The 25,756-nt window shown below is 66.2% G+C and carries 23 protein-coding genes and 1 riboswitch; of the genes, 6 read left to right on the plus strand and 17 right to left on the minus strand.

Annotated elements, in window-relative coordinates; genetic code table 11:
* Positions 1 to 52 precede the first annotated feature (52 nt).
* Entirely contained in the window at positions 53 to 1,363 is a 1,311-nt protein-coding gene (locus tag AB0280_RS18815; RefSeq protein ID WP_366368307.1) for an ABC transporter substrate-binding protein, read from the plus strand.
* Between the two features lie 99 nt (positions 1,364 to 1,462).
* Here AB0280_RS18815 and groL read toward each other — a convergent pair whose 3' ends face one another.
* The 5 genes from groL to AB0280_RS18840 all read right to left on the minus strand — a co-directional run bounded on the left by groL (position 1,463) and on the right by AB0280_RS18840 (position 5,950).
* Positions 1,463 to 3,097 carry a chaperonin GroEL gene (gene groL / locus AB0280_RS18820; protein WP_159632864.1) on the minus strand — a complete coding sequence of 545 codons (1,635 nt, stop codon included), beginning with the start codon at positions 3,095 to 3,097 and terminating at the stop codon, positions 1,463 to 1,465.
* 290 nt (positions 3,098 to 3,387) lie between these two features.
* Entirely contained in the window at positions 3,388 to 4,656 is a 1,269-nt protein-coding gene (locus tag AB0280_RS18825; protein ID WP_366368309.1) for an ABC transporter substrate-binding protein, read from the minus strand.
* Positions 4,656 to 4,862 (minus strand): cold-shock protein, encoded by a 207-nt coding sequence (locus tag AB0280_RS18830; protein ID WP_141180812.1) that lies wholly within the window; start codon positions 4,860 to 4,862, stop codon positions 4,656 to 4,658. The genes AB0280_RS18825 and AB0280_RS18830 overlap by 1 nt, the downstream gene beginning before the upstream one ends.
* Positions 4,863 to 4,927: 65 nt before the next feature.
* Positions 4,928 to 5,569, minus strand: coding sequence for a LytR C-terminal domain-containing protein (locus tag AB0280_RS18835; protein ID WP_159632866.1), 642 nt, complete (start codon positions 5,567 to 5,569; stop codon positions 4,928 to 4,930).
* 51 nt (positions 5,570 to 5,620) lie between these two features.
* On the minus strand, positions 5,621 to 5,950 hold the full coding sequence (locus AB0280_RS18840; protein WP_159632867.1) for a DUF3263 domain-containing protein: 330 nt from the start codon (positions 5,948 to 5,950) through the stop codon (positions 5,621 to 5,623).
* A 127-nt stretch (positions 5,951 to 6,077) separates the two neighbouring features.
* Here AB0280_RS18840 and AB0280_RS18845 point away from each other — a divergent pair, with 127 nt between their 5' ends.
* Together AB0280_RS18845 and AB0280_RS18850 are read left to right on the plus strand one after the other, a co-directional pair.
* Positions 6,078 to 6,848: a uracil-DNA glycosylase gene (locus tag AB0280_RS18845; RefSeq protein WP_366368312.1), complete on the plus strand. Its 771-nt coding sequence runs from the start codon at positions 6,078 to 6,080 to the stop codon at positions 6,846 to 6,848.
* A 13-nt stretch (positions 6,849 to 6,861) separates the two neighbouring features.
* Positions 6,862 to 7,701 carry a siderophore-interacting protein gene (locus tag AB0280_RS18850; protein ID WP_366368313.1) on the plus strand — a complete coding sequence of 280 codons (840 nt, stop codon included), beginning with the start codon at positions 6,862 to 6,864 and terminating at the stop codon, positions 7,699 to 7,701.
* Positions 7,702 to 7,721: 20 nt separating this feature from the next.
* On the opposite strand, the gene AB0280_RS18855 is transcribed toward AB0280_RS18850, so the two are convergent.
* The 3 genes from AB0280_RS18855 to AB0280_RS18865 form a co-directional block, all read right to left on the minus strand.
* Entirely contained in the window at positions 7,722 to 9,209 is a 1,488-nt protein-coding gene (locus AB0280_RS18855; protein ID WP_159632870.1) for a threonine/serine ThrE exporter family protein, read from the minus strand.
* Between the two features lie 34 nt (positions 9,210 to 9,243).
* Complete coding sequence (locus tag AB0280_RS18860) at positions 9,244 to 10,560, minus strand: peptidoglycan bridge formation glycyltransferase FemA/FemB family protein (protein ID WP_275181874.1); 1,317 nt, start codon at positions 10,558 to 10,560, stop codon at positions 9,244 to 9,246.
* Between the two features lie 161 nt (positions 10,561 to 10,721).
* Positions 10,722 to 11,855 carry a lipid II:glycine glycyltransferase FemX gene (locus tag AB0280_RS18865; protein WP_307492053.1) on the minus strand — a complete coding sequence of 378 codons (1,134 nt, stop codon included), beginning with the start codon at positions 11,853 to 11,855 and terminating at the stop codon, positions 10,722 to 10,724.
* 121 nt (positions 11,856 to 11,976) lie between these two features.
* Here AB0280_RS18865 and AB0280_RS18870 point away from each other — a divergent pair, with 121 nt between their 5' ends.
* The gene (locus AB0280_RS18870; RefSeq protein WP_159632873.1) at positions 11,977 to 12,522 is read left to right on the plus strand and encodes a TspO/MBR family protein; all 546 of its coding nucleotides are present in this window, start codon (positions 11,977 to 11,979) and stop codon (positions 12,520 to 12,522) included.
* A gap of 49 nt (positions 12,523 to 12,571) precedes the next feature.
* Here the strand turns inward: AB0280_RS18870 and AB0280_RS18875 are convergent, their stop codons facing one another.
* From AB0280_RS18875 to AB0280_RS18890, 4 genes are all read right to left on the minus strand, one after another.
* A complete protein-coding gene (locus AB0280_RS18875; RefSeq protein WP_307492049.1) occupies positions 12,572 to 14,023 on the minus strand; it encodes an L-serine ammonia-lyase in 1,452 nt (483 codons plus the stop codon).
* 299 nt (positions 14,024 to 14,322) lie between these two features.
* Positions 14,323 to 15,471: a glycine cleavage system aminomethyltransferase GcvT gene (gene gcvT, locus AB0280_RS18880; RefSeq protein ID WP_307492047.1), complete on the minus strand. Its 1,149-nt coding sequence runs from the start codon at positions 15,469 to 15,471 to the stop codon at positions 14,323 to 14,325.
* Positions 15,472 to 15,483: 12 nt separating this feature from the next.
* Positions 15,484 to 18,333: an aminomethyl-transferring glycine dehydrogenase gene (gene gcvP, locus AB0280_RS18885; RefSeq protein WP_366368315.1), complete on the minus strand. Its 2,850-nt coding sequence runs from the start codon at positions 18,331 to 18,333 to the stop codon at positions 15,484 to 15,486.
* 192 nt (positions 18,334 to 18,525) lie between these two features.
* Positions 18,526 to 18,623: riboswitch (glycine riboswitch) on the minus strand.
* Positions 18,624 to 18,714: 91 nt separating this feature from the next.
* Positions 18,715 to 19,251 carry a TetR/AcrR family transcriptional regulator gene (locus AB0280_RS18890; protein WP_364403463.1) on the minus strand — a complete coding sequence of 179 codons (537 nt, stop codon included), beginning with the start codon at positions 19,249 to 19,251 and terminating at the stop codon, positions 18,715 to 18,717.
* A gap of 83 nt (positions 19,252 to 19,334) precedes the next feature.
* On the opposite strand from AB0280_RS18890, the gene AB0280_RS18895 reads away from it, so the two are divergent.
* Positions 19,335 to 20,891, plus strand: coding sequence for an MFS transporter (locus AB0280_RS18895; RefSeq protein ID WP_366368316.1), 1,557 nt, complete (start codon positions 19,335 to 19,337; stop codon positions 20,889 to 20,891).
* 88 nt (positions 20,892 to 20,979) lie between these two features.
* Here the strand turns inward: AB0280_RS18895 and AB0280_RS18900 are convergent, their stop codons facing one another.
* On the minus strand, positions 20,980 to 21,459 hold the full coding sequence (locus tag AB0280_RS18900; RefSeq protein ID WP_366368318.1) for a Dps family protein: 480 nt from the start codon (positions 21,457 to 21,459) through the stop codon (positions 20,980 to 20,982).
* A gap of 221 nt (positions 21,460 to 21,680) precedes the next feature.
* Between AB0280_RS18900 and AB0280_RS18905 the strand changes: the two genes are divergently transcribed.
* Positions 21,681 to 23,237 carry an APC family permease gene (locus AB0280_RS18905; RefSeq protein ID WP_324644227.1) on the plus strand — a complete coding sequence of 519 codons (1,557 nt, stop codon included), beginning with the start codon at positions 21,681 to 21,683 and terminating at the stop codon, positions 23,235 to 23,237.
* Positions 23,238 to 23,308: 71 nt separating this feature from the next.
* Here AB0280_RS18905 and AB0280_RS18910 read toward each other — a convergent pair whose 3' ends face one another.
* The 4 genes from AB0280_RS18910 to AB0280_RS18925 all read right to left on the minus strand — a co-directional run bounded on the left by AB0280_RS18910 (position 23,309) and on the right by AB0280_RS18925 (position 25,753).
* Positions 23,309 to 23,860, minus strand: coding sequence for an AMIN-like domain-containing (lipo)protein (locus tag AB0280_RS18910; RefSeq protein WP_366368320.1), 552 nt, complete (start codon positions 23,858 to 23,860; stop codon positions 23,309 to 23,311).
* Positions 23,861 to 24,046: 186 nt separating this feature from the next.
* Positions 24,047 to 24,349 carry a DUF4193 domain-containing protein gene (locus AB0280_RS18915; protein WP_142131097.1) on the minus strand — a complete coding sequence of 101 codons (303 nt, stop codon included), beginning with the start codon at positions 24,347 to 24,349 and terminating at the stop codon, positions 24,047 to 24,049.
* 92 nt (positions 24,350 to 24,441) lie between these two features.
* Positions 24,442 to 24,645, minus strand: coding sequence for a hypothetical protein (locus tag AB0280_RS18920; protein WP_159632882.1), 204 nt, complete (start codon positions 24,643 to 24,645; stop codon positions 24,442 to 24,444).
* Positions 24,646 to 24,721: 76 nt separating this feature from the next.
* Entirely contained in the window at positions 24,722 to 25,753 is a 1,032-nt protein-coding gene (locus AB0280_RS18925) for a LacI family DNA-binding transcriptional regulator (RefSeq protein WP_366368322.1), read from the minus strand.
* Between the last annotated feature and the right edge of the window lie 3 nt (positions 25,754 to 25,756).

A 25,756-nucleotide genomic window follows, 5' to 3' on the forward strand; every position in this document is an offset into this window, starting at 1 on the left:
CCGGGCGACCGTGCTGGGCCGCGCCGGAGAAGCCAACCCGGAAGGAACATCAATGACGATTCCAGTCGTAAGCCGCCGCAGTTTCCAGCTTGGCGCTGCCGCCCTTGCCCTGTCCATCCTGGCCACAGGCTGCGGAGCCCCGGGCGGATCGGGCGACAACGGCCAGGTAACCCTGCGGTTCGCATGGTGGGGCAACGAGTACCTCAACGGACAGACAGACAAGGTCATCGCCGCGTTTGAGGCGTCCCATCCAAACATCAAGGTCAAGGCCGAGCCCGGCGAATGGTCCAGCTACTGGGACAAGCTGGCCACAAAGACCGCCGCCAATGATGCGCCCGACGTCATTCAGATGGACCAGAAGTACATCGCCGAATACGGCGGCCGCGGCGCCCTCATGGACTTGTCCAAGCAGGACGGCATCGACACGTCGAAACTGGACAAGGAAGCCCTCGCGTCCGGCCAGTACAGCGGCGCACAGTATGGCCTGAGCACAGGCCAGAATGCCTACGTCATCATGGCCAACACCAAGGTATTTGAAGCGGCCGGCATACCCGTCCCGGATGACAAGACGTGGACGTGGAAAGAATTCATGGACACCGCCGCGAAGCTCAGCGCCGCGAGTGACGGGAAGACCTATGGTGCCGCCTACGGCAGCAACGAGGCCGACCTGATCATCTGGCTGCGCCAGCACGGGGAAAACCTCTACTCCGCTGACGGCAAGCTCGGCTTCGAGGCCGGCACGGCCGCCTCCTTCTGGGAACGGCTCAAGGAACAACGCGATTCCAAGGCCAGCCCGCCGGCGAACGTGGCGACGGAAGACGGCGGGGCCAGCCTTGAGCAAAGCCTCTTCGGCACCAACCGGGTGGGTATGGCCTGGTGGTGGACCAACCAACTTGGATCGCTTGAGGCCACCACCGGCAGCAACATCAAAATGCTGCGCGCTCCGAGCGTCGACGGCGCGGCGGCCAGTAACGGCATGTACTACAAGCCGACGATGTTCTGGTCCGCCTCGTCACGTTCAAAGCATCCCAAGGAAGCCGCGGAGTTCATCAACTACCTCACCAACAGCCCGGAGGCCGGGGCCATCCTGATGACGGACAGGGGTGTACCGACCAACAGCGACATCGTTTCCAGCATCACGTCCTCGCTCAAGCCGGCAGACACCACCGTGGTGGGGTTCCTGAAGGACATTGCGCCGGATATCAAGGACGCGCCCCCGGTTCCTCCTGTGGGTGCGGGAAGCGTCCAGAATGTCATCAAGCGCTACACGGATGAAGTGCTGTATGACCGGCAGACCCCCCAGGCTGCCGCCGAAGCCTTCAAGAACGAAGTCCAGGGGATGCTGGATTCGGCCAGGAAGTAGATCCCGGCAGGATCCCGGCAGCGGGACAAAAAAGTGCGGCCCCCTCCGAAGAGGGGGCCGCACTTTCGTAACTGGCGGGGCAGGTCCCGGCCGGGAGGCTTAGAAGCCGCCCATGCCGCCCATGCCGCCCATGTCGTCGCCACCGGCGGGGGCAGAAACCTTCTCCGGCTTGTCAGCCACCACTGCTTCGGTGGTGAGGAACAGGCCGGCGATCGAGGCAGCGTTCTGCAGGGCAGAGCGGGTCACCTTTACGGGGTCGTTGACGCCGGCAGCCAGCAGGTCGACGTACTCGCCGGTTGCTGCGTTCAGGCCGTGGCCTGCGGGCAGGCCGCGGACCTTGTCGACAACTACGCCAGGCTCCATGCCGGCGTTGAAGGCGATCTGCTTCAGCGGAGCGTCGATGGCAACGCGGACGATGTTGGCGCCCGTTGCTTCGTCGCCGGAGAGCTGAAGGTTGGCAAATGCCTTGGCACCGGCCTGGATCAGGGCCACGCCGCCACCGGCGACGATGCCTTCTTCAACTGCAGCCTTGGCGTTGCGCACGGCGTCTTCAATGCGGTGCTTGCGCTCCTTGAGCTCAACCTCGGTTGCAGCTCCGGCCTTGATAACTGCAACGCCGCCGGCCAGCTTGGCCAGGCGCTCCTGCAGCTTCTCGCGGTCGTAGTCGGAGTCGGAGTTCTCGATCTCGGCGCGGATCTGGGAAACGCGGCCGGCGATCTGGTCGGCGTCGCCGGCACCTTCGACGATGGTGGTCTCGTCCTTGGTGACAACAACCTTGCGGGCCTGGCCCAGGAGCTCCAGGCCGGCAGTCTCCAGCTTGAGGCCAACTTCCTCGGAGATGACCTGGCCGCCGGTGAGGACGGCGATGTCGGCGAGCTGGGCCTTGCGGCGGTCACCGAAGCCCGGAGCCTTGACGGCGACGGACTTGAAGGTGCCGCGGATCTTGTTGACGATCAGGGTGGCCAGGGCCTCGCCCTCGATGTCCTCGGCAATGATCAGCAGCGGTTTGTTGGACTGCATGACCTTTTCCAGGACAGCAACCAGTTCCTTGACGTTGGAGATCTTGGAGTTGACGATCAGGATGTACGGATCCTCGAGGACCGTTTCCTGGCGCTCAGCGTCGGTGACGAAGTAGGCGGAGATGTAACCCTTGTCGAAGCGCATGCCTTCGGTGAGTTCCAGCTCCAGGCCGAAGGTGTTGGACTCCTCGACCGTGATGACGCCTTCCTTGCCCACCTTGTCCAGGGCTTCGGCGATAAGGGCACCGATCTCGTCGTCACCGGCGGAGATGGAGGCGGTAGCCGCGATCTCTTCCTTGGTTTCGATTTCCTTGGCGGAGTTCAGCAGCTCGGCCGTGACGGCCTCAACAGCCTTTTCGATACCGCGCTTGAGGGACAGCGGGTCGGCGCCGGCGGCAACGTTGCGCAGGCCTTCCTTGACCAGGGCCTGGGCCAGGACGGTTGCCGTGGTGGTGCCGTCACCGGCAACGTCGTCGGTCTTCTTGGCAACTTCCTTGACCAGCTCTGCGCCGATCTTCTCGTAGGGATCGTCCAGCTCGATCTCCTTGGCGATGGAAACACCATCGTTGGTGATCGTGGGGGCGCCCCACTTCTTTTCGAGGACGACGTTGCGTCCACGCGGGCCGAGGGTGACCTTAACGGCGTCGGCGAGGGTGTTCAGGCCACGCTCAAGGCCGCGGCGTGCCTCTTCATCAAATGCAATGATCTTGGCCATAACGGCAGTAGTCCTTTCGGGACAGTCGTTAAGAATGAACCTTCGCTGCAGTGCCCGCGACGGACGATCCTTTGCCGGCGGCCTCTGTATGCCTCCGGGCGGGGATCTCACTGAAGTGAGGTGTTTCTTTCGCTCCTCGACCGGTGCCGTGCGCCGCCGGCCGGAACCAGGCATTGCTTTAGCAGTCGGTGCGTCAGAGTGCTAAGTCAATAATTAGCACTCCCCAGGTGAGAGTGCAAGCGAAAAGACGCGTGACACCCCGCAGGACGGGGCCGCTTCGCCCAGGGCGATCAGCCGGAGTGGCCCGCTGTCTCCCGGCCGGACAGCGAGGGGTTGTTGTCGGGTCCGAAGGTGTACACGGAGAAGAGGGCCGTGGTGATGTCGCCCTTGGCATCGAAGGCCACCGGGCCCGATTCGCCGTCGTAGTTGATGTCCGGGCCGGCAGCAAGGCCGCCCAGGCACTCCTTGTAGCTCAGGCATGGGGCGGCTGGCACTCCGGCGCCGGGGCCGGCTGCCCCTCCGGAGACGGCAATCAGGTTGCCGGCAATGGAGCGTCCGGCGTCATCCTGGGCACGTGCTGCGGCGAGGGCCGCCAGCGTGACGGCGTCGTAGGTTTCGGCAGCGTAGGAGACGTCCTTGAGGGCAGGGTCCACCGCCAGCAGTTTTGCCTGGAAGGCAGCGGTGGGCAACTGTCCGGGGACGACGGCGCGTGTGCCCTCGAGGGTCCCGGAGGCGAGCCTGGAGCCGTAGCGGGCAAACGCGCCGTCGCTGAGGATGATCCGTGAACCGGTGAGGCCGGCGCTGTCCAGCCCGGCCAAGGCGTCCTGCGCGCCCTCGCGGGCAATCAGGACGACGGCGTCAGGCTTGGCCTTTGCAGTGGAGCGCGCGGCTTCGGCGGCGGCACCGTCCTTGAACCCGGCCCCGGGCAGGACCGTGAGTCCGGACTTTGTCGCAGCGTCCGTGACGGCAGCGGAGAGGTCCTTGCCGTAGGAGCCTTCCTGGTACAGCACAGTGATGGTGGCCGCCCCGGAGTCCTTGGCGAGTTTTGCCAGCACGGGGCCCTGGGCGACGTCGGCTGCGGCGGTGCGGAAATAGTAGCCTCCGCTGGCGAGCCCTGACAGGCCTGCAGCTGTGTTGGCCGGCGAGATGACCGGTATGCGCGCGTGGGACAGAACGTCCACCGCGGCGGCCGCATGGCTGGAATCGGTGGGTCCGATCACCACATCCGCTTTGGCGGCGGCGAGGTCCTTCGCCTGCTTTCCCGGGTCCTGGTCCGGGTGCACCGGGAGGAGCTCCACCGGCCGGCCTTTGTGTCCGCCGGCGGCGTTGATCTCCTGGATGGCGAGCTTGGCGGCGGCCAGCTGGGGAGCGTTAAGGAAGGCATTGTCACCGGCATTGTCCAGGATCATCCCCACCCGCAGCACGCCGTCGCCGGAGGCCTCCGCCGTTTCCACCCTGGCGTTGCCGCCGGTACCGGCGCATGCCGTCATCGAGAGAACTGCTGCCGCGGACAGGGCGAGGGCCGCCCGGACGCGGCCATCTCGCCGCAGAGCAGGCATCACTGGGCCGGCCGGACGTTTTCCGCCTGCGGACCCTTTTCGCCCTCGCCCACATCGAGCTGCACCCGCTGCCCTTCGGCCAGGGCACGGTACCCCTCCCCTTGGATTGCGGACCAGTGGACAAAAATGTCATCACCGGAGCCGTCAACGGTGATGAAGCCGTAGCCCTTTTCAGCGTTGAACCATTTCACGGTTCCCAGTGCCATGATGAACAACTCTTTCCGTTTGGGGCCAGGTGGAGACCGGACCGGCGTTACTGGACGGCGTGCGGCTACCGGTAACCCGGGCCCAGGACCACAACGAGCGGCGACTGGAATTCGGTACTGTCCACCACGGTGGGGATGTTCAGCAGACCGGCAAGCGCCTGGGCGCTGGCCAGGTGCTGGGGGCCCGCGTAGAAAATCACGGAGGACTTTTGCGGGGCTCCGGACCAGTTACCAACCTGGCCGAGCCGCCAACCGTCACCCTGGACGGTTCCGCCTACCCGGCTGGCCAGCCCCGCCGTACCGGCGGCGTTGTAGATGGCAACGGCCTGGGTCCTGTCGACGACGGCCTGCTGGCTGGCAGGGGCCGTGGACTCCGGAGAGAGGGCGGCGTCCTGGGTTGGCTCGGAAGAAGCGGAGGGCACCGTGGAAGCCACGGGCGCGGAAGCGGAAGGCGTGGCCGAAGGGGCTGTGCCGGTGCCGGCCAGCGGAGCTGACTCCACGCTGGCCGAGGCCTGGCTGGCGGTGGTGTTGAAGCCAAGTTTGGGAAGGATCAGGAAGGACACCAACCCTATGGCCAAGGCCGCCACTCCCATCGCCAGGATGGGCCACAGCCGCACGCGGGACGGGGCCGAGGCCGTCCGGTGGACACCTTGTCGCGACGCAGCCTCCGGGACTTTGTCGAATTCATCGCGGGCGTATCTGGTCATGGTGGAAGGACATCCTTGTTGATTGCGGCTGTTGTCCCGGCCTGGGGCGTCTTAAGCGTCGGATCCCAGGCGCCGGGCAGTACGTGCACGGTGGCGCGACGTACGTAGTCTACGCAATCTCTTGACCAGCATGGGATCGTGGGCGAGCGCATCCTCGCGGTCGATCAATGCGTTCAGGAGCTGGTAGTAATGGGTGGCGGAGAGGTCAAACAGGTCACGGATGGCCTGCTCCTTGGCTCCCGCGTACTTCCACCACTGCCGTTCCAGCGCCAGCATCTGTTGTTCACGCTCGGACAGGGAGGACTCACGAAGGGTGAAATCCGCCAGGAGGGAGTTCCCTGGATCCTGCTCCGGCAGGTGTTCCCGGGCCGGTTCCGCCACGGCGCACTCCTTCGCTGGTAAGGGTCAATGTCTTACCCCTATGCTAGCCGCCGAATAACAAGGGTGTCATTTACGCCCGGCTGGATGTTCCCGGCCGGCCCTGCTCCGTCCCTGCAACAATGGAACGATGGTTGAATCGGACGCCCTCTTCGAGCTGCAGCAGGACCCTGCGGACGCCGCCGGCTTCGCCCATCTGGCGCAGCTGCCACTGGCAGAGCTGATGGCTCCGGACTGGGCCGCGGCGCTGCAGGGCGTCGAAGCCCAGCTCCGGAAGGTCCTGGCGTTCCTCGCAGACGAAGAGGCGGCCGGGCACCAGCTCCTGCCGCCGCCGTCGAACGTCCTGCGCGCCTTCCGCCAGCCCTTCGCGGACGTGAAGGTCCTCATCGTGGGGCAGGACCCCTACCCCACGCCGGGACACGCCGTCGGCCTGTCGTTTTCGGTTGACCCGCACGTCCGCCCCCTCCCCCGCAGCCTGGTCAACATTTACCGGGAGCTGGAGTCGGACCTGGGCATTCCCCCGCGCGTCCATGGGGATTTGTCCGCGTGGACGGAGCAGGGGGTGCTGCTCCTGAACCGGGTGCTCACCGTCCGGGCCGGCGCGGCGGGCTCCCACCGGGGCAAGGGCTGGGAGGAAATTACGACGGCGGCAGTCACCGCACTGGCCGCCCGCAAGTCCCCGGACGGGTCAGGGATGCCGCTGGTGGCGGTGTTGTGGGGCAAGGAGGCTGAGGGCGTCCGGCCGCTCCTGGGCGGGGCCCCTGCGGTCACCAGCCCGCACCCCAGTCCGCTGTCCGCTTCCCGCGGGTTCTTTGGTTCCAGGCCGTTCAGCCGCGTAAACCAGCTGCTCCGGGAACAGGGTGCGCGGGACGTAACCTGGGAACTCCCGCCGCTGCCCTAGCTAGGCTTGCCTTATGAGCACTGTCCCCGCCGCCACCAGCGCAACCAAGAAGAGCCGTCCGCAGGTCAACCTCACCGTGCTGCGGAAGGAACAGCTCTCCCCGCACATGGTCCGGATCGTGGCCGGCGGAGAGGGCTTCGGCGATTTCGTCAACAACGGGTTCGTTGACCGTTACGTGAAGATCGTCTTTCCACAGCCCGGCGTGGAGTACCCCTCCCCGCTGGATCTCTGGACGGTGCGGGAAACCATGCCGCGTGAGCAGTGGCCGTTCACCCGCACCTATACGCTGCGCTGGGTGGATCCCGGGGCCCGGGAACTGGCCATCGACTTCGTGGTCCACGGCGATGAAGGGTTCGCCGGTCCGTGGGCGGCCAACGCCCAGCCGGGTGAGCCGTTGATCTTTACCGGCCCCGGCGGCGCGTACAACCCCAACCCCGAGGCCGACTGGTACCTCTTTGCCGGTGACGAGGCGGCCCTGCCCGCCATCGCCGCCTGCATCGAGTCACTGCCGGCAGGGGCAACCGGGCTGGCCTTCCTGGAGGTCGGATCCGAGGCGGACATCCAGCCCATTGCCGCCCCGGCTGGACTGCACATCACCTGGCTGCCCCGCAACGGCGCTCCGGCGGGTTCCAGCGACCTGCTGGTGAACGCAGTGGCGGACGCGGAATGGCCCGATGGCACGGTGGATGTCTTTGCGCACGGCGAACGCGGCTACATGAAAGCCCTGCGCGAGGTCCTGTTCAAGCAGCGCGGACTGGAGCGCCGGCAGGTGTCCCTCTCCGGGTACTGGGCGCAGGGCCGGGTAGAGGACGACTTCCAGGCCGAGAAGAAGCTTCCGGTCGGCCAGATCTAGCCTGGACAGGCGGCCGTGGCTTAGCGGCGGCGGGCCCGGCGCCGCTCGTTGCTTGCCAGGCTGCGGGTCAGTGGACGGGCCAGCACGTCGCCCAGCACAATTCCGCCCGCCGTGCCCAGCACAATGGCGCCGGCACTCAGCATGCCGCCGGCACCGGCCAGGACTTCAGACTCCTCAACGGTGAGCACATACATGGACCGGAAAATCGTGAGGCCCGGCAGCAGGATGAGTGCCGCGGGGACTGCCACCACCAGCTGCGGTGCGCCCATGCGCAGCGCTACCACCCGTGCCAGCAGGCCAATGACGACGGCGGCCATGGCAGGTGCAAACCGGTCCCCGATGCCCAGCTGGCCGCAGCCGAGCAGCACCAGGTAGCCGGCCACGCCCACGGCTGCCGTGGGCAGCAGGAGCTTCCACGTGGTCTGTTCCGTGATGCCGATGGCCATGACAGCGGCAGCCACGAAGAGGATCAGGACCCACAGATCGTAGGCGGGCGGGAAGGTCTGCGTGACGTCGATGCGCTGCAGCCCGGTCAACTCCCCCACCACGAAGGCCACAGCGATTCCCGCCACGATGGCGCCGAAGGTCAGCAGGGTGGAGAGGAACCGGCCCGCCGCGGTCACGGGGAAGCCGTTGATGGCGTCCTGCACGGAGGACACCAGGCGCCCGGTGGGCAGGAGGAGCAGGATGCCGCCCACCACCACGATGGACGGCGACGTGGTGAGCCCCAGCTGCCAGAGCAACAGCGCCAGCATGGTCACCACGAAAGAGCAGCTCGCGGTGATGAAGAAGTCAGGAACCCGCCAGCGTCCCAGTTGCCGGGCCAGCAGGCTGATGCCGATGTTGGCCACGAACGCGATCACCGACGATACCGGCCCGCCGCCCAGCACCCCCACGAACACCGCGGCGAAAATGCCGAACGCTACGGTGACCATCCACCGCGGGTAGGGCTTGGGGCTGGTGATGGCCTCATTGAGCCTGCGGATTGCTTCGTCACGGCCCACACCCCCGGCCACGATGTCGGTGACCAGCTGGTGCACCTTGGCCAGCCCGGCGTAGTTGTTGGTCCAGGACCGCACCACGCGCAGCAGGGCGATGGGGGTCTGGTCCTTGGGCGCGTAGTTGATGCCCACGGACTGGTTGGTGATGTCCACTTCGATGTTCTTCAGCCCCAGGGCCGCCGTGACCGCGATGATGCTGGTTTCGACTTCCAGGGCGCCCGCGCCGTAGCGGAACATGGTCTCAGCCAGGTGCAGGGCGAAGTCCAGGGTTTTGCGCGCGGACGTATCCACGCCGCCCACCTGGATGGTGGGGTTGGCGTACGGGCTGCCCGCCAGCCGGTCCACGATGCTCAGCGGAGCCGTGGGAGGATTCTCGCCCTGCACCAGGCGGCGCAGCATCCTCTTGGCGGCGGCGTCCTGCCGAAGCTGTGCAGGGGTCAGCGGTTCAGTCTTGGGCAGGCCATCAGTCTTCGGCCTGGACCCTGGCCGTTCGGGCCGGTTGGTCATGCCCGTTTCCTCCCTGTGCGCGGTTGATGGACTCTCAGGATGCGCGCTTCAGCGGCAGTTTACCCAGCAGTGTGCGGGCGGCAGCGGCAGCGGACCTGGCCAGCCGGTTGGCGTGGAAGACGGCGGGGCGGACCGGGAGGACGAAGTCCCCCACCAGCTGGACCACTTCCCCGCCGAATCCCTTCTTGAATTCGTAGCCGCCGTGGCCCTCCTCGTCCTGCCCGGAGATGCCGAACGTGCCGTAGAAGTTGTACCGCGGGTAGCCCTTCTCCAGGGCGTGCAGCATCATTCCCCAGTAAAGGGAGGTTGCGCCGTTGAAGTAGATGTAGTCCTGGACGGTGCCGCCGATCACGCACACCACCTCGTCGCCGTAGCAGACGAAGTGGATGGCCGCGACGGTGGCCGTTCCCACGGAGTCGGGGAAGCGTTCGATGTCCTTCAGGCTCCGCTCGTAGCTGTCCACCAGGTCCTGGACCACTTTGAGCCGGTTGGCCTTCTTCTTGCTGCCGGTCTCCTCCACCTCGCGGCGGAGGTCCGCCGCTGTGGCCGACTCCGCGGCCAGCCGTTCGGTGATGGATTTGCGGTAGGCCGGGATGTCGATCTTGGCCATCATCAGCTTGGTGAACTCCGTGGAGGTGGTGCGGAGCAGGTTCTCGTAGTAGGCGCGTTCGCGGTACACGAACCCTTTTTCGTCGCCTGCCCGGCTCAGGGCGCCGTAGAAATCGTCGAGGGTTTCCAGGGTGGCCTGTTCGAGGAAGACGCCGTTCTTTTCCGCCTTGCGGATGGCTTTGCGGGTGCGGTAGCTGGTGCCCATGATCAGTTCTTCGGCGTCCTGGATCCCCACCAGGTTCTTGATGAACATCCAGTTGACGTTGATGAAGTTCATGTCCAGGCCCTGGTGCTGGAATCCGAGCTGTTCCAGGTCCGCCACCAGCGGCCTGTTGTCTTCGACGTCCGGGTGTTCGGCGCCATCAGCGTCGCGTGCGATGTACCTGATGTTCGGCGAGATCCGCAGTTCAGCCGCCTTGCGCTCAGCGGCATGGTTGCGGAGAAGCCCGACGACGGCGCGCACCAGGTCCCGGTCCGAGTAGTCCATGAGGGGGCCCTTGGCACACTCGCAGACGGTGTAGCCGAGGCGGGTGGTGGTGTAGTTAAGCTTTCCTGCGGCCACGAGTTCGCCGTCGCGCCGGACCCCGAAGAGTTCCACCTGCTGGCCCCGGGCACGCTGGAAGCGGGCGAAGTCGATGGACTGCAGGAAGCTGTTCTGCGGGTGCTTCAGGGCGAAGGCCTCGAATTCGGCGTCGCTGAGGTTGGCGTATTCAAGCCCGGTCGCGGCGGAAACTGGATTCAAGGGGTGACCTTCTTCTGGACTCTTCGCGGCCTGTGGGCACGCACTGGGTGGAGGGTGTTCAGGGTGGACAGTGTTCAGGGCGGACGGCGTTCGGGCCCGCCGGGTTCCCGCAGCGTACGGGCCGCGCGGGGCGCTCAGGAGAGGGCCCTGGCGGCAGCGGGTCAGTAGAACTGCTGCCCGGTTCGTGCGGTCTCGATCCGGCGGAACACTTTCTCTCCACCGTTGACCCAGAGCCGGTGCCGGAGCGGGGACAGGATGTAGTCGTGGCAGCCCACAAAGTCGGTGACCGTCTTGGTGAAGCTGGTCTTGAACATGCCCATTCCGTAAAGGTTGTGGGTCTTGTCCTTGATGCGGGCAGCCGGCGGGGTGCCGCAGAAGTCGTATTCCGTGCAGCCGAGTTCCTGCATCCGCCGGATGGCCGTCCACTGCACCAGGTGCGAGTCTCCGTACTGCTTGCGGTTCTGGGTGGAACCGCCGTCCTTGTACGTTGCCTTGCCCCCGTAGTTGATGACAAAGGCACCAACACTGGGTTTTCCGTCCTCGTAGGCGAAGAAAAAGTTGCCCTGGCCGCGGTTGCAGAACTCGTCCCAGAACCGCTCGTAGTACTCATAGCTGCGAAGGGGCATGGAACCCTTTGCGTTGACCGTGTCGGCCATCAGGTCGTACAGGGCCCGGTAGGTTTCCGGTCCCTGTTCCTGCCGGACCACCTGGCAGCCCTCGCGCTCCGCGCGCCGGATCGCGTTCCTGGCCCGGGAAGAGATGGCCTTAAGGACTTCCTCCTCCGTGCCGGAGATATCCAGCAGGGCGGTGGAATCGTTGGACTGGATGTTGGGGGCTTTGGCCAGGTGGGCTGCTGCCAGTTCCCGCTGCGCTTCGTCTGAGTCGATGATGTCCGGTTCCACTTTGATGGTGAACACCTTCAGCTTGCTGCTGCGGACCAGCTGCGCGCACGCTTCGAGGGCAGCGCCCAGGTCTGCTGCCCCTGCCAGGTCGGGGCCCTTGATGAGGTACCAGAGCCGTCCCAGGACAGGGAAGCTTTTCTCCAGCACCAGGTTGTAGCTGGCGTTCCCGCCGCCTTCCAGCACCAGGAACCGGACTTTCCAGCCGCTTCCGTTCTTGACCGATGCGTAGGCGGCGGACTGCAGCATGTTGCCGCCGTTCGGGTTGGCCGTGACGTGCTTGTCCCAGTTTTCAATTTCCTCGGCTGTGGCAAAACGTGCGGTGAATTCTCGCAAGGGGGCCGTGTCCAATCGGGTTTGTGCGCGGTTTCGGTACTTCTGGATGCGTGCGGACATGCAGCCTCAAGTCTAAAGCCTCAGGCGCTCCCGGCTTTTCTCCGGCATGCCCGGGACGGCGGCCGCCCGGGTGTGGAGCGTCACCTTGACGGAGCTCAGGATGTTCAACAAGGGTTGGGGTATGAGGCCGGATGGGGAACAGAGCACCGCTCCCGCGGGCAGCGGCGGGAAGCCGTACAGTGCCGGGGTGCAGGCCGCCGCGCTTGCCGGTTTCCTGTTGGCGTCCTTGGTGGTGGCGGCGCTGGGCGGTTTGGCATCGGCGGCCAATGTCACTGGCTGGTATGCAGCCGCGGACAAGGCCCCCTGGTCCCCGCCCAATGGTGTGTTCGGTCCGGTGTGGACCATCCTTTATGCGGCAATGGCCCTCGCTGCATGGCTGGTTTGGCGTAAACGCACCGCTGGGACACGGCAGGCCATGGTGGTTTACGCCATCCAGCTGGCCCTCAATCTCACCTGGACCCCGGTCTTTTTCGCCCTTTACCCGGCTCTTGGCACGGCGGCCCTGTGGCTGGGCCTGGCCATCATCGTGGCCCTGGTCGCCGCGGTGACGGTGACGGTGCTGCATTTCGGTCCGATCAGCCGGACGGCCGGGCTGCTCCTGCTCCCCTACATCTCATGGCTGGTGTTCGCTGCCAGCCTCAATTGGTGGGCGGCAACTCACAATTAGGCGCACGGGCACCGCCCGTCCCGCCATTCGGGCGGGTGTCAGCGGGGTGTCAGCATTCGACGACGTTGACGGCGAGGCCGCCCATGGCGGTTTCCTTGTATTTGTCGCTCATGTCTTTGCCGGTTTCGCGCATGGTGATGATGACTTCGTCGAGGGAGACGCGGTGGGTGCCGTCGCCCCAGAGCGCCATTTTCGCGGCGTTGATCGCTTTCGCGGCGGCGATCGCGTTCCGTTCGATGCAGGGGACCTGGACCAGCCCGCCGATCGGGTCGCACGTCAGGCCCAGGTTGTGTTCCATCGCGATTTCGGCGGCGTTCTCCACTTGGGCCGGGGTGCCGCCCATGACCTCGGCCAGGCCCGCGGCGGCCATTGAGGACGCGGACCCGACCTCGCCCTGGCAGCCCACCTCGGCCCCGGAGATCGAGGCCTGTTCCTTGTAGAGCACCCCGACCGCGCCGGCGGCGAGCAGGAACCGCACCACCACACCGTCGCGGTCGGCCTGGGTGGCCTGGTCCATGCCCGGGGCGAAGTGCAGGGCGTAGAACAGCACCGCGGGGATGATCCCGGCCGCCCCGTTCGTGGGGGCGGTGACCACCCTCCCGCCGGAGGCGTTTTCCTCGTTCACCGCCAACGCCACCAAGTTAACCCACTCCTGCCAATACCTGGGGTCATAGTGGTCCTGACCGTCCTGGCCGTCATGGCCGGTGTCTTCGGGGCGGGCGGTTTCCTTCTTCAACCGCTCGTACCAGTCCGGGGCGCGGCGGCGGACCTTCAACCCGCCCGGCAGCACCCCTTCACGCTTGAGCGAGGTGGCCACGCAGTTCTCCATCACCGACCAGATATGCCCCAGCCCGGCCCGGATCTCCTCCTCGGACCGGGAGGCCTTCTCGTTCACGAACATCACGTCCGCGATGCCCAGCCCGGTCACCGCGCAGTGCTCCAGCAGTTCCGCCGCGGTCCGGAACGGCAGCGGCAGCACCTCCTTGGAGGCGTCCAGTTCCTGCTGCGCGGCGTCCTCTTCACCCTCGCGGACGATGAACCCGCCACCGACCGAGAAGAACGTCGCCGCATGCACCACATCCCCGGCCGCGTCGGTGACGGTGAACGTCATCCCGTTCGTGTGCCGCGGCAACACCGTCAACGGCCGCAACACCATGTCGCCCACCCCGTACGGCAACGCCATACCCTCACCACCAGCACCGGCCAGGTTCAGGATCCCGGTCTCCGCGATCGAAGCCAGCCGCTCCTCCACCTCTTCGGGCAGGATCAGTTCCGGATGGAACCCCTCCAACCCCAACAGGATCGCGGTCATCGTCCCATGCCCATGCCCCGTCGCCGCCAGCGACCCATACAAATCCACCCGCAACGACGCCACCTCAGCCAGCTTCCCCGAGGCCTTCAACTCCTCAGCAAACACGGCAGCAGCCCGCATCGGCCCCACCGTATGCGAGCTCGACGGGCCAATCCCGATCGAAAAAAGATCAAAGACACCAACGGCCATGAGGAAATTCCTAACTAAAACAGGTTGTTGGGGTTGGAGCGGGCAGGACATCCTCTGCGTGCTCGGTCGCGAAGACGCCCGCTGCGCGGACGTGACGCTCCCTTAGACGCACGCTGCCGGATGCCCCGCCCACTCCGCAAGCACGTCACCAAGGCGACGCGGCAAGCAGGTAACGTCGTGCCCACGAGCGCCGGCGGAGCCGGACTTTTCGAAAGCGTGCGTCAAAGCGAGGAACGAGCAGCACGCGTGAAAATGTCCGGTCCGCCGTCGCGAAGGTGACCACGGGGTGGAACAAGGGACTACTTGGCGCGGCGGTAGAACGGGAGGTCGACCACTTCGAAGGGTTCTGCCTTGCCGCGGAGATCGATGTCCAGGGCTGTGCCGGGTGCCGAGTACTCGACGTCGACGTAGGCCATGGCGATCGGGTAGCCGAGGGTGGGCGAGGGCTGGCCGGAGGTGACTTCCCCGACCGTGGCGCCGTCCTTGAGCACGGGGTAGTGTGCCCGTCCGGCGCGTCGGCCCTTGCCTTTGAGCCCCACGAGGCGGCGGCCGGAGGTGGTGCCGGCGCCGGCTTCCTTCATGGAGACCAGCGCAGCCTTGCCAACAAAGTCGCCTTCCTTGGAGAGCGCGACGACGGGGCCCAGGCCTGCAGCGAACGGGTCACCCTGCAGGGACAGTTCGTTGCCGTACAGCGGCATCCCCGCTTCCAGGCGAAGCGAGTCGCGGGAGGCAAGGCCGGCCGGGGTCAGCTCCCCGTCGTCGGCGATGGCGACCAGTGCCTGCCACAGTGCCGGGGCGTCTGCGTTGTCCACGAAGATCTCGAACCCGTCCTCACCGGTGTACCCGGTGCGCGCGAGCAGGAGTTCCTTGCCGGCGCCGCCCACCAGGAACGGAACCTCCACGGCGGCGTAGTACTTCAGCTCCGTCACCAGGGAGTGCTGTGCGGCCGGGACCAGGCGCAACAGGAGTTCCTGTGCCTTGGGGCCCTGCACTGCGATCAGCGATGTGCGGGCCGAGGCGTCCTCCACCAGCACGTCAAACCCTGCGGCCCGTTCCTGCAGGGCTGCCGCCACCACCGCGGCGTTGCCCGCATTGGGCACCACAAGGAAGACATCTGTTCCGTCTTCAGCGGCGGGACGGCGGTAGGTGATGAGGTCGTCGATGATGCCGCCGTCCTCGTTGCAGATCAGCGAGTACTTGGCCTTGCCCACGGCCATGGCGGAGATCTTGCCCGCCAGGGCGTAGTCGAGGAAAGTGGCGGCCTGCGGTCCGGTGACCCAGACTTCGCCCATGTGGGAGAGGTCGAACAGGCCGGCGGTGTTGCGGACGGCGTGGTGTTCAGCCAGTTCGGAGCTGTACTTCAATGGCATCTGCCAGCCGCCGAAGTCGGTGAAGGAGGCGCCAAGCTTTTTATGTTCGTCGTAAAGGGCGGTGTATTTCTCGGTCACGGTGCCGGTCCTTTAGTTTTCGAACTCTTCGAGCGGCGGGCAGGAGCAGATGAGGTTCCGGTCTCCACCGGCGCCGTCGATCCGGCCCACCGGCGGGAAGTACTTGTCCTGCTTGAGGTGGTGGACGGGGAAGACGGCCTGCTCGCGGCTGTACTGGCGGGTCCATTCGGAGTTCACGACGGCGGACGCGGTGTGGGGTGCGTTGCGCAGCGGGGAGTCCGCTACGGCAAAGTCGCCGTTGGCCACCTGGTCGATTTCCTTGCGGATGGTGATCATGGCTTCGATAAAGCGGTCGATCTCGGCCAGGTCCTCGGACTCGGTGGGCTCCACCATCAGGGTGCCTGCCACCGGGAAGGCCAGGGTGGGGGCGTGGAAGCCGAAGTCGATGAGGCGCTTGGCCACATCCTCGGCCGTGACACCGGTCTTGGCGGTGAGGTCGCGCAGGTCCAGGATGCATTCGTGCGCCACGAGGCCGCCTTCGCCGGTGTAGAGCACCGGGAAGTACTCGTTCAGCCGGGCTGCGACGTAATTGGCAGCCAGCAGCGCGGACTTGGTGGCCTCGGTGAGCCCTTCCCCGCCCATGAGCTTCACGTACGCCCAGGAGATCGGCAGGACGCCGGCCGAACCGAAGCGGGAAGCCGAGATCGCGACCCCGTGGCCTTCCTCATGCGTTGCCTTGTTGGCGTCGCCGGGCATGAAGGGCGCCAGGTGTGCCTTGGCTGCCACGGGCCCGACGCCGGGTCCGCCGCCGCCGTGGGGGATGCAGAAGGTCTTGTGGAGGTTGAGGTGGGAGACGTCGCCGCCGAACTTGCCGGGCTGGGCCAGTCCCACCAGGGCGTTCAGGTTGGCGCCGTCGATGTAGACCTGGCCGGCCGCCGCGTGCACGGCGTCGCAGACCTCACGGACGTCCCCGTCATAGACGCCGTGGGTGGACGGGTACGTGATCATGATGCAGGACAGGACGTCCTTGTTCGCTTCGATCTTGGCCGTCAGGTCATCGTGGTTGATGGTGCCGTCAGCGGCCGTGGCAACGACGACGACCTTCATGCCGGCCAGGACGGCGGAGGCGGCGTTGGTGCCGTGGGCGGAGGCGGGGATCAGGCAGACGTTGCGCTGCTCTTCCCCGCGGGAGTGGTGGTAGCCGCGGATGGCCAGCAGGCCGGCGAGCTCGCCCTGGGATCCGGCATTGGGCTGGATGGACACCTGGTCGTACCCGGTGATCGCGGTCAGGTCCGCCTCCAGGTCGGCAATCAGTTCACGCCAGCCTTCGGTCTGGGAGTCCGGGGCGAAGGGGTGGATGGAGGCGAATTCCGGCCAGGAGATGGCTTCCATCTCGGCGGTGGCGTTCAGCTTCATGGTGCACGAGCCCAGCGGGATCATGGTGCGGTCCAGCGCCAGGTCCCGGTCCGACAGCTTCCGGATGTAGCGCAGCAGCTGGGTTTCGGACCGGTGCGTGTTGAACACCGGGTGCTGCAGGTAGTCGGAGGAACGTCCGACGGCGGCCTCCAGTCCGAAGCCTTCAGCCGCGGCAACGGAGGCCCCAAAGACATCCGCGACGTCGGCGACGATGGCCGCCGTCGTGGTTTCATCGAGCGAGATGCCCACGGTATCGGCGTCGATGGAACGCAGGTTGATGCCGCGCGCTTCGGCATCCGCGACAAGCGCGGCAGCGCGTCCGGGGACGCGGACGGTAAGGGTGTCGAAGAAGCTCGTGTGCAGCACCTCCACACCGGCAGCTGCCAGCGAGGCCGCCAGCACCCGGGCGTGGCCGTGCGTCGTTTCCGCAATCGCCTTCAGCCCGTCGGGGCCGTGGTAGACGGCGTACATCGAGGAGACGATGGCCAGCAGGGCCTGCGCGGTGCAGATGTTGGACGTGGCCTTTTCACGGCGGATGTGCTGCTCGCGGGTCTGCAGCGCCAGGCGGTACGCGGGCACCCCTGCGTCGTCCTTGGACACACCCACCAGGCGGCCGGGCAGCGACCGCTCCAGGCCCTTGCGGACAGCCATGTAGGCGGCGTGCGGGCCGCCGAAGAACAACGGCACCCCGAAGCGCTGGGTGGAGCCCACGGCGATGTCGGCGCCCTGCTCGCCCGGAGGAGTGATCAGGGTCAGTGCCAGCAGGTCAGCGGCCACGGTGACCAGCGCGCCGCGGTCCTTCGCCGCCGCAATAGTGGCGGACTGGTCCCAGACCCGGCCGGAGGCACCGGGCTGCTGGAGCACGATGCCGTTGATGTCGCCGTCGGGCAGGCCGTTGGACAGGTCGGCGACCTCAACCTCGAAGCCGAGCGCCTCGGCGCGGCCCTTGACGATGGCGATGGTCTGCGGCAGCACGTCGATGTCCAGGACAGTCTTGCCGTCCGCTGCAGGCTTGGTCTTGTTGGAGCGGCGCATCAGCAGCACGGCCTCGGCCACGGCGGTGGCTTCATCGAGCAGGGACGCGTTGGCGATGGGCAGGCCCACCAGGTCCTGGACCATGGTCTGGAAATTCAGGAGTGCCTCGAGCCGGCCCTGGGAAATCTCGGGCTGGTACGGGGTGTAGGCGGTGTACCAGGCCGGGGCCTCGAGGATGTTCCGGCGGATCACGGCAGGGGTGATGGTGTCGTAGTAGCCCTGGCCGATCAGTTGCACGGCCGTCTTGTTCTTGGCGGCGAGCCTGCGCAGCTCCGCAAGGACTTCAACTTCGCTGAGGGCATCCTGCAGGCGGAGGGCTGTTTCCTGGCGGATGACTTTGGGTACGGCGGTGTCCACCAGGGAATCGACCGTGCCGTAACCAACGGCTTTGAGCATGGCGTCGACGTCGTCCTGGCGGCGTGCGCCAATGTGGCGGTCTACGAAGGTGGTGGAGGCTGGGGTAACCGACACGAAGGAACTCCATTTATTCAGGCGGCGAAGGGTACGCCACAGCTATTCGGGTCCCTCCCCGCTCTGTATTGGACCTGAGAGTTTCCGCGTTGCCTGCCTGGGCAGGACCCGCTTGCACCGTCGGTGAGCACAACAGCCGTTTCGCTTCCCCCAAGGGAGGCCGGACAACTGCCTGCTGCTTTCCAGAGGTGCCTCGCCGCGGCGGTACAGGGGCCTGCGAGATTCCTGGGGAGGATTTGCTCCTACGGCGCCTGCCTGTACTTCCGGCAGAACTCTCCCGCCGCAGATCAAAGGCTATTCATTTGTTGATGATGACGGCCGGTGACAGCCCTCACAACTCTCCATTGTCCTACGCCACAAGCCCTCCCGGCAAATGGAAAACTACCTGCGGAGCCGTTCCAAAGCAGCCAGGAGTTCCTCCACATCGGCGGCCGCTCCGCCTTCCGGCGCAGGGCCCACCGAAAGCATGGCATTGAAGTACAACCCGTCACCCATATACAGGACAGCCTTGGCCAGGCCGTGCCCCACATCTGCTGCGATCTCGTCCAGCCACCGCTGCTGGATGGCGGCGAACCGGCGGCGGGTCTCTTCATGTGCCACCTCGGCAAGCCGCGTGGCAGCCACGATGACCCGGTCAAGCGGAGTATCCGCCCAGACGGAGGAGCGGATGAAATACGCGGCAGCACCTTCGCTGGCGGAAGCCATCGCGTCGGCGTCCGCCTTGGCCAGGCCTTCCAGGCGGTCAAGCAGCACGGAGATGAGCGCTTCCTTATTGGGAAAGTGATAGAGGAGGCCACCTTTGGACACCCCGGCCTTCCGGGCTACGGCATCGAGGGTTGCAGCGCGCTCCCCCACGTCGATCAGCAGGGACTCGAAGGCGTCAAGGACCGCATCACGGGCTACAGGCTTTCGGGGCATGCCTTCCATCATGCCCTCCACCGGCAGGGAAGAAGGAATGCCCGCGTTTTCAAACTGTACCGTCCAGACGGTACAGTTATTGCATGACGACTTCCATCAGCCCGGCCCCCACCCAAAGGGACAGCACCGCCGCGCGGCCTCCGTGGCGGGATTGGCTTGCGCTGGGGCTGCTGATGTTTCCCGTGCTGCTGGTGGCAGTGGACAACACTGCCCTGACGTTTGCCCTGCCCGCCATCGCACGTGCCCTGGAACCGACCGGCCTGCAGCTGCTGTGGATCGTGGACTCCTATCCGCTGGTCCTGGCCGGGCTGCTGGTGTCAATGGGAAGCCTCGGCGACCGGATTGGGCGGCGGCGGCTGCTGGTCATCGGCAGCCTGGGCTTCGCCGGACTGTCCGCCGCCACGGCCTTCGCGCCCACCCCGGAGTGGCTGATCGCCGGCCGCGCGGCGCTCGGGTTCTTCGGCGCCATGCTGATGCCGTCCACCCTGTCGCTGATCCGCAATATATTCCCGGAACCCAACCGCCGGCGGCTTGCAGTGGCCATCTGGGCGGCCGGATTCTCCGGCGGCGCCGCCCTGGGCCCCATCCTGGGTGGATGGCTGGTGGAGCACTTCTGGTGGGGCGCCGTTTTCCTGGTGGCCGTGCCGCTCATGCTGCCCCTGCTGGCGCTGGGGCCGGCCTTCATTCCGGAATCAAAGGATCCCGCGCCGGGCAGGGTGGATATCCCAAGCGTCCTGCTCTCCATGCTGGTCATGGTGCCCGTGGTGTACGGCATCAAGTCAGTAGCCACCGAAGGCCCGGGCACGGCCGGGCTGGGCAGCATCGCCTTTGGCGTGGCCATGGGGATCGTGTTCGTGCGCCGCCAGCAACGCCTGGAATACCCGCTGCTGGACATGTCGCTGTTCCGGAACAGGGTGTTCAGCATGGCCATCAGCGCCAACATCCTGGCCCTGTTTTCCTTCAACGGATTTATCCTTTTCCTTGCCCAGCACCTCCAACTCCTGGAGGGGATGACGCCGTCCGCGGCGGGCATTGCCATGCTTCCGGCACTGGCAGCCACAGTGGCGGCAGGCCTGGTGGTAGTCCCGCTGGTCCGGAAGGTCCGCCCGGGGTACGTAGTGGCCGCCGGCCTGTCCTTCAGCGCCGTCGGCTACAGCATGGTGGCCTTCGGAAACCACGACGGCGGGCCTTCCCTGCTGCTGGCAGCACTGCTGGCCCTGGCGCTGGGCGTCGGCACGGCGGAAACCATCTCGAACGACCTCATCCTCGGCTCGGCCCCGCCGGCGAAATCAGGCGCTGCGGCGGCGATTTCCGAGACTGGCTACGAGGTGGGCTCGCTGCTGGGGACTGCAGTGCTGGGCTCCATCCTGACCGCGTCCTACCAGCAGAACCTGCGGTTGCCGGCGGGGCTGGAGGCCATGCTGCCCGGAGCCTCACTGCACAACGCCGGGGAAACGCTGGCCGGCGCGGTGGAGGCGGCCGGCCTGCTGCCCGAATCAGTCGCGGGGGCAGTCCGGGATGCCGCGGCCGCCGCGTTCGATTCCGGCGTGCACATCACGGCCGCAATTGGGCTGGCACTAATGGCGACGGCGGCAGTGCTCGCCGCCGTCGTGCTTAGGAAAGTTCCCAAAGCGGCCTAGCAGTACAACGGCAGTGCTGTCCGGGGCAAAAAGAAAGCGTCCTGCGCCGGGGCAACCCCGGCGCAGGACGCCCTCGGTGGACTGTCCGCTACTTGGAATCGGCCGGGGTGACCTTGGCGGTGGGCTTCATGTTTTCCGCCTGCACCATCCAGGCGAACTGCTCCAGCCGGGCGATGAACTCGTGCAGGAGGTCCGCGGAGGTGGGGTCTTCCTCATCCACTTCGTCGTGGACCTTGCGCATGGTGCCAACGGCAGCTTCCATGGCGGCGACGATCCGCTCGATCGCGTCCTTAGTGCTGATCAGGCCGTCAGGGAACTGGGCCAGGCTGGTGGTCCCGGCCACGGTGGAGCTGCGGCCGTCCGGAAGCGCGTGCAGGGCACGCATGCGCTCGGCGGTGTCGTCGGCGAACTGGCGGGCGGCGTCGACGATCTCATCGAGCTGCAGGTGGAGGTCGCGGAAGTTGGTGCCCACGATGTTCCAGTGCGCCTGCTTGCCCTGGATATGGAGCTCGATCAGGTCCGCCAGGACGGCCTGCAGGTTGTTGGTCAGTGTCGGTGAAGCTTTCATGCGTCCTCCTCAATTGGTCCAGTACGGCAGACGCTACCAGCCGTGGACGGCGCGGCGGCAGGGCCAAAGACAATTTCTCAGTGAGCTTACTAATTTCGAAAACCAGTCATAAACGAATGTGATTCATATTGCGTCTTGCATCACACGCCCGCCACCCCCATACTAAATGAACGCCATTCATATAGTGACCTCCGTCTCACAGCCTTCCAGAAAGTGGTGCCATGACAGAGACAATCCGCACCAGTACTGCCAAACCCGGTCCGCACGCCCACGCCCCCTCCGCGGACGGCGTCAGTGCCAAGGGACTCAAGGGCGGCCAGCTCGGGCTCCTGGCCGTCGTCGTCCTGGGCATTTCAACTATCGCCCCCGCCTACACCCTCACCAGCGCACTGGGACCCACCGTCAATGAAGCCGGCCTCCAGCTGCCCGTCATCTTCCTCATCGGGTTCATCCCCATGATCCTGGTCTCGCTGGCCTACCGGGAACTCAACGCCGACTCCCCGGACAGCGGCACCACCTTCACCTGGGTCACCAAGGCCTTTGGCCCGTGGGTGGGCTGGATGGGCGGCTGGGGCCTGCTGGCAGCAAACATCATCGTGCTGTCCAACCTGGCGGGCGTCGCCGTCGACTTCTTCTACCTCTTCCTGTCGCAGCTCACCGGCTCCCCCGAACTGGCGGACCTGGCGGACAACAAAGCCCTGAACGTCATTACCTGCTTCGTCTTCGTGGCGCTGGCCGTCTGGGTCAGCTACCGCGGCCTTCACACCACCAAGCTGGTCCAGTACAGCCTGGTGGGCTTCCAGTTGCTGGTGCTGGGCCTGTTCGTCGCGATGGCTTTTGCCAACTGGTCCACCTCGGAAACGGCCATCCCGTTCAGCTGGGAGTGGTTCGACGTCACCAGGATCGAGACGTTCGGTCAGATTGCCGCCGGCATCTCCCTGTCGATCTTCGTGTACTGGGGCTGGGACGTCTGCCTCACCGTGAACGAGGAAACGGCCAACGGCAAGAAGACCGCCGGCGTGGCAGGCACCCTGACCGCCGTCATCGTCCTCGCCATCTACCTGCTGGTCAGCATCGCCACCATGATGTTTGCCGGCGTCGGCGATACCGGCAACGGCCTGAACAACGCCGAAAACCACGAAAACATCTTTACCGCACTGGCCTCCCCCATCATGGGCCCGTTCGCCATCCTGATGTCCCTCGCCGTGCTCTCCAGCTCCGCTGCGTCCCTGCAGTCAACCTTCATGTCGCCGTCGCGCAGCCTGCTGGCCATGGCCCACTACGGCGCACTGCCGGAACCCTTCAGCAGAATGAGCAGGAAGTTCGCCACGCCGGGCTTCGCCACCATCGCCGCCGGCGTCATGTCAGCGGGGTTCTACGCCGTGATGCACGTGGTCAGCGAGAACGTCCTGAACGACACCATCCTGGCCCTGGGCCTGATGATCTGCTTCTACTACGGCCTTACCGCCCTGGCCTGCACCTGGTACTTCCGCCACAGCCTGTTCAACAGCGTGCGCCACTTCGTGCTGCGGCTGGTATGCCCGGTGGTGGGCGGCGTGGGCCTGTTCGTGGTGTTTGTCCAGACCGCCGTGGACAGCCTTGCGCCGGAGTTCGGCAGCGGTTCCGAGGTGTTCGGCGTGGGCCTGGTGTTCATCCTGGGCGTCGGCATCCTGGCCCTGGGCGCCGTGGTCATGCTGGTCATGTCCCGCACTCACCCGGGCTTCTTCCGCGGCGAAACCCTCAAGCAGGACACCCCCGCGCTGGTCGTTCCGGAATAGCCTCCAGCCCAAAAAGGTGCCGTGCCCCCGCCAGGGGCACGGCACCTTTTGTGTTGGCGACGCCGGATGGCTCACCAGTAGTGCGCCACGTCGACCACCAGGCGCGAGCCGGAGCCCGGGCCGTCGAGGGTGAACACCCGGAACGGCAGCCGGGCACGGACGCCGAGCCCGATGGTGGTCTGGCCCTCGAAGCTTCCGGCCCAAACCACCTGGCGGAAGGTCTGGTAGCCCGAAACGTTGGAGAGCTCAGCCTTGTCGGCAGGGGTGTAGGTGGGCTGGCCGTTGTTGTCATAGGCCGGCGCCTTGACGACGACCTGCAGCCGGGCGCCGCCCCGCGTTGGCACCACTGCCCCCGAGCCGTCCTGGATGATCTGGGGGACGTAGCGGACCGTGTAGCCGGGGGCCGGCGCGCCGCCCAGGTCAACCACCAGCCGGTCAAAGCAATAGTGCTGCCCGGTCCGGACATTGGTCACGGGTGCGCCGCCCATGGCGCCGTCCGACTTCATCAGCGAACCCCACGTGAGTCCGCAGTACGACGTGGTTGCCGAGGCGGCGCCCGGAACCACCAGGCCCAGGCCTGCAGCCAGCAGGACAGCTGAGAGCCAGATGAAGAACTTTTTCATTGCAGTGCCATCCAAAATGAGAGCCATTGGATGCTTCCAGCGTAGGAGCGTTCGCGGGCGGAAACGAGGGGTCATTTTGGTAACGACGGCGGCACCGGGCCGAAGCAGCCGGGCCAAGCAGCACAGGACAAAGAAGCGCCGGCCACCTCGGGTGAGGTGGCCGGCGCCGGAAAACCAGGATGGAAATTAGCCTTCGCAGTCGCGGCAGTACTTCAGGCCGTTCTTTTCGCGGGCAACCTGCGACCGGTGGCGGACCAGGAAGCACGACGAGCAGGTGAACTCGTCAGACTGCTCGGGAACCACAATGACGGTCAGTTCCTCGTTGGAGAGGTCGGCGCCGGGCAGGTCGATACCTTCAGCGGTGTCGTTCTCGTCGACATCGATAACCGCGGTCTGCGCGTTGCCGCTCCGTGATGCCTGGAGGGCCTCGAGAGAGTCGGCCGGCGACTCTTCTTCCTGCTTGCGTGGAGCATCGTAATCGGTAGCCATAGCATGTTCACTTTCGTTGCTGCGCAGCGCCATTTCAAGCACCTCAGTGAAGCAGTTTAGGGCATTATCCCGCTACCGGCGCAATAGTGTGCTTAACCAGACATCGGGCCGGTTTCTGCCGTTGTTCCCGCGTGCACCGAGCGGGCGTGGCCGGCTCCGATGGACACTCCGCTCAAGGCCGGCAGCCAGCCCCACCGGGTGGCGTCAGCCATGGCGCCGGCGGCATCCGTTTCGGAGTCGAAAGTGAGGGTGTCCAGCAGCCAGCCGCGGAGCCGGACGAACAGGGTAGGCGTCATGCCTGAAACCTACGCAGCTATTGTTGTGGCCACGTTTCGCCGCTGTCTCCTCCGGATTAATTCCACGGCCCCGGCGTTACCGCGCCGGCGGCGCCGTGCTGCTGCGCAGGATGAGCTCGGGCTCCACAACAAGGGTCCGCGGGCCGCCCGTGCCATCGAACGCAGTGAGCATCATGTCCATGCACCGCCGGCCCAGTTCTTCAAAGTCCTGCCGGACCACCGTCAGCGGAGGACTGAAATAGCCGGCTTCGGGCTGGTCGTCGAAGCCCACCACGGATACGTCCCCGGGCACCTTGATGCCTGCCTCGTTCAGGGCACGCAGGACCCCGAGGGCCATCTGGTCGTTGCCGACGAAGAGAGCCGTGGCCCTGCGGCCGGCTGCCAGCCGCCTGCCGATCCCGTATCCGCTGCCCGCGCTCCAGTCGCCCTCGATGATCAGGTCTGCCTCGAGCCCGGCCGAGACCAGGGCTCCCCGCCAGCCGTCGGCGCGGGCTACTGCGTCGATCCAGTCCTGTGGCCCCGCGACGTGTCCGATCCGGACGTGCCCCTGCCCGATGAGGTGTTCCACTGCCAGTTCCGCGCCGCGGCGCTGGTCCACCTTGACCCCGCCTACGGAGTCATTTCCGTTGGGACCGACGGCCACCACCGGCACTCCAATGGGCAGTTCCGCCAGGGCGGCCAGCGTCTCCAGGTGCGGGACGATCACTACTATTCCGTCCACCGACTGGTCCAGGAAGTGCCGGACGGCGTCCAGGATCGCGTCCCGGTTGACCTCCCGCAGCGCTGCGACGCTGACGAAGTACCCTGCGTCCCGTGCAGCACGTTCCACTCCCAGCAGGGTGTTGGCAGGGCCGTACTGCGAGAGCTCGCTGCCCAGGACGCCGATGGTCTGCGAGCGCCGCGTGACCAGGCTCCGCGCGGCGGTGTTGCGGCGGTAGCCGAGGGCGGCAATCGCCGCTTCCACCTTGCCGCGGGTGCCGGAGCTGACATTGGGGTGGCTGTTGACCACCCGTGACACGGTCTGGTGCGAAACCCCGGCCAGTTCCGCCACGTCCTCGAGCGTTGGCAGCCGGGGTGGCCTGCCGTCCGTCACGGGGTTCCGCTCCATGGC

Origin of the sequence: Pseudarthrobacter sp. 902506025 (assembly GCF_040702325.1) — a bacterium.
Lineage (GTDB): Bacteria > Actinomycetota > Actinomycetes > Actinomycetales > Micrococcaceae > Arthrobacter.